Here is a 2,982-nt window from a genome sequence, read left to right on the forward strand (position 1 = left end):
TGAGCAGCGTATTTGACACAACAGGTCCTACGCGGCCGATGCGTATTATATTGTGCGTCGTTCCCACGGACGGCCGCTACTCTGGATCCCATTTCCTGGTCGGGCGCGGCCAAAGCGCAGGGACAGGCAGCGTAGCGCTCGTGAGTGGGCCCGTATTGGCCTGGAGTGTGGCTGCTTCGATCGGAAGAGAAAGCCGAGTGAGCGCGTACATTACCGGTACAGCTCCGAAAAGCGGCCAGAGCCACATCAGAAAGGTCATGCCCGAAAGGACCAACCACAACCAAGCAGCATAGAGGGGATGGCGAACGTACCGATAGGGACCAGTCGTACAGAGCCGATCGGCCGCTCGCGCTTCAGCAAGGTGTTTCCGACCAGATGATCGTCCACACGCCGGCAAGCACCAAAATCGGACCCTGGACGGTCGTTACTGGTCGCCAGTGTCCCGGAAACCACGCGTTTTTCACCCAGCTAATCGCCAGGAGGATACCGACTGTCGGCACCATACCGGAAAGAATTGGGACGCCCGCACCCAGCCACCGCCAACAGTCGGGTTGCACGTTCGAACCCCCGTAGTGCATCCCCATACACCTCACGGGGTGCTCCCGGTGCCAACCGGTCGCCGAAATACGTAACTGAACGGCCCGCAAACGCCTGGGTATGCCGCTAACGCTCGTCGGAACTCGCCTCGCGACGAAGGACAGGGAGTTCGTATATCGAGGCGAATCCGCGGGCTGTGAGGGGTGCCCATACCGAAAACAGTGTTTGAACCTCGAGACGGGGGTCCGATATTCGATCACTGAAGTGCGAGATGGCGGGGAAATTCTCGACTGTGCGGTCCACGAGGAGGGGGTGGTCGCTGTCGAAGTCGAACCGACGACCATCGAAGCCAACGTTCACTCGAAGGGTACCTATGCTGGAAGCCGGGTGACATTGGCTGGACCGTGTCCCCATACCGATTGCCCGAGTCACGAACTCTGTGAGCCGATGGGCGCCAAGATGGACGACGAATACCGAATCGTAGAAATTCATGGGACGCCGCCACACGAGACGTGTCACTTGAATCGCTCGTTGACGAAAGTAACACTCGCACCAACCGATCGGTAAGCCGGTAGGCCCCGTTAGCGGGACGCGACTGAGCCATGTTTCGTACCCCGATACCCGAAGATATTCCGATACCCATCGGCCGACAGCAAGACCGGCCAAAACGATTGTTCTGCCCGGACCGGCTCGTCGTCTGCGGCTGCAAAGGCTTCGCCCGCCTCGACCTGGGAGAAATTCGTTGCAAACACCTCGTAACTCGTTGCCTCGGGTTTCTGAATCGCGTTCCCCAGCTCGAAAAGTGGCTGTTCGACAGGCTCGATATCGCCATGGAGTGCCCCGGTCGCAATGAGAAACTCCTCCGTCAGTTGGATCGCATTGTCCGTCGCCTCCGTACTTCCCTGATACCCGGCTTCGACTTCGACCACGGTCGAGGTCGTATCGAAGATCCGCCCGTCTTTCGGGGTGCCAGCGTCGACGACCGCCTCGACCGAAAGTCGTGAGACGATTGACGCGACACCGTCGTTCACGCCCGACACGATAGCAAATGGGTCACGTGTCGACCGAGTGGAGTGAATCGAGAGCACCGTGTGGCCCCGAATCAACTCGCGAAGGCGATCGGCCAGGCCTGCCTCGTGGGCGGTGTTTGCCGCGACGTAATTGAACGATCGGTTGAGGTCGGCGTCGAGATACCGCACCTTCCGTTCGAGAGCTTCCTCGTTGGCCACGATCAGTCGAACCGGACGCGAGACTGGTGGCTGTTCCTCGAGGAGCCACTCGATGGCTCGCTTGCCACAGGGTTCATCCCCATGGACACTCCCGACAATCACGAGCTCTGGATCGCCGGTCCCCAACTGTGCGACGCGCATCAGAAGCAACTGTGGGTCGCGCCGCTAAAAATTGCGTGACTTACCAGTCTCGTGGCCGCTTCACCGGTCACTCAAGGAAGTGAGGCAGCGTACCCCAGATCCACGTCACGAGCACTCGGATACTGACCGTCAAGAGCGATCCGAAGCGACTGGGCGCGGGACGGATCACGTCGAATGGCAAGAATGTCGTCCCGGAGGGCGGCGACATCGACGCCATAGAAGTCGGCCGGGACGCCGACGAGATACCCATGTGCCGAGTCGAGAAGTTTTCGCAGTCCGGCTGTGTTGTCAAAGCCCGTGTATTTGTAGGCACCGGCAGCGACCTGAGTCATCCCCTGGAGGAAGGATTTCTCCAGCGTGCCGTTTCCGTAGTTGAACCATTCGTCTTCGAAGCAGTCATGCGCCTCGTGGTAGTCCCCGGCGTTCGTCAACCGAACCCCATGTATCGTGGCCTGACGGAGCGTGTCGTGTTCCCAGCGGTTTTCTTTCGGCAGCCAGCCAGGCGGGTTTTGCCCGGCCGGAGGTGGCTCGACAGATTGGTCCCGAGTATGCTCGTCCATACTCGCTCAGAGGAACCAAATAGAGGTGTGACCTCGGAAGGACGCGGTTATCGCCGGTTTCTCGCTGAGATGAATCGGCGGCGTGCCTTCGCAACGCTAAAGCGGGTCGATTCCTAACCAGCGACCGCGTGCGAGGGTAGCCAAGCTCGGAAACGGCGGCGGACTCAAGATCCGCTCCTGTAGAGGTCCAAGGGTTCAAATCCCTTCCCTCGCACTGCAAAGTGCAGAAGACCCGGAGCGGTCTTCCCTCGCAATTCTCGGCTCTGGTGTCGAACTGAGCTGTTGCTGTCTCCGAAGCAAGGGGGTCAAATCCCTTCCCTCGTTCTCGCGAGCGAAGCAAGTGAGAGCCAGGAAGGCGAGCTGTGCGAGCGGCGGAGGCGAGCACAGCGAGTCTTCACGCGGCACTGCAAAGTGCAAAAGACCCGGAGCGGTCTTTCCCCGCAAACGGTTCTGAGAATAGCAGACGAGCAGCGCGAGTGTTCACGAGAGCCCGTGAGCGAAGCGAACTGGAAGAG

General features: G+C 59.9%; 5 protein-coding genes and 1 tRNA gene. 2 read left to right on the forward strand and 4 right to left on the reverse strand.

From position 1 onward, the window contains the following. Nucleotides 1-76 precede the first annotated feature (76 nt). Complete coding sequence (locus V5A26_RS11445; protein WP_442908778.1) at nt 77-397, reverse strand: methyltransferase family protein; 321 nt, start codon at nt 395-397, stop codon at nt 77-79. Continuing rightward, nucleotides 354-557 carry a hypothetical protein gene (locus V5A26_RS11295; protein ID WP_332322553.1) on the reverse strand — a complete coding sequence of 68 codons (204 nt, stop codon included), beginning with the start codon at nt 555-557 and terminating at the stop codon, nt 354-356. Before V5A26_RS11295 ends, V5A26_RS11445 begins: the two co-directional genes overlap by 44 nt. A gap of 100 nt (nt 558-657) precedes the next feature. Here V5A26_RS11295 and V5A26_RS11300 point away from each other — a divergent pair, with 100 nt between their 5' ends. Continuing rightward, a complete protein-coding gene (locus V5A26_RS11300) occupies nt 658-1,104 on the forward strand; it encodes a UPF0179 family protein (RefSeq protein WP_332322554.1) in 447 nt (148 codons plus the stop codon). Nucleotides 1,105-1,118: 14 nt separating this feature from the next. Here the strand turns inward: V5A26_RS11300 and V5A26_RS11305 are convergent, their stop codons facing one another. Both V5A26_RS11305 and V5A26_RS11310 read right to left on the reverse strand, forming a co-directional pair. Further along, nucleotides 1,119-1,907, reverse strand: coding sequence for a succinylglutamate desuccinylase/aspartoacylase domain-containing protein (locus V5A26_RS11305; RefSeq protein ID WP_332322555.1), 789 nt, complete (start codon nt 1,905-1,907; stop codon nt 1,119-1,121). A gap of 71 nt (nt 1,908-1,978) precedes the next feature. After that, nucleotides 1,979-2,467 carry a DUF309 domain-containing protein gene (locus tag V5A26_RS11310; RefSeq protein WP_332322556.1) on the reverse strand — a complete coding sequence of 163 codons (489 nt, stop codon included), beginning with the start codon at nt 2,465-2,467 and terminating at the stop codon, nt 1,979-1,981. A gap of 130 nt (nt 2,468-2,597) precedes the next feature. Between V5A26_RS11310 and V5A26_RS11315 the strand changes: the two genes are divergently transcribed. Then, a tRNA-Leu gene (locus tag V5A26_RS11315) sits at nt 2,598-2,681 on the forward strand. The last annotated feature ends 301 nt before the right edge of the window (nt 2,682-2,982 follow it).

Source organism: Halodesulfurarchaeum sp. (genome assembly GCF_036626455.1).
In the GTDB taxonomy this organism is placed as follows: Archaea; Halobacteriota; Halobacteria; order Halobacteriales; family Halobacteriaceae; genus Halodesulfurarchaeum.

Excerpts from the sequence above, each read along its gene's own strand:
- V5A26_RS11300 (WP_332322554.1), top strand. The coding sequence starts at position 658 with ATGCCGCTAACGCTCGTCGGAACTCGCCTCGCGACGAAGGACAGGGAG.
- V5A26_RS11310 (WP_332322556.1), bottom strand. The coding sequence starts at position 2,467 with ATGGACGAGCATACTCGGGACCAATCTGTCGAGCCACCTCCGGCCGGG.
- V5A26_RS11305 (WP_332322555.1), bottom strand. The coding sequence starts at position 1,907 with ATGCGCGTCGCACAGTTGGGGACCGGCGATCCAGAGCTCGTGATTGTC.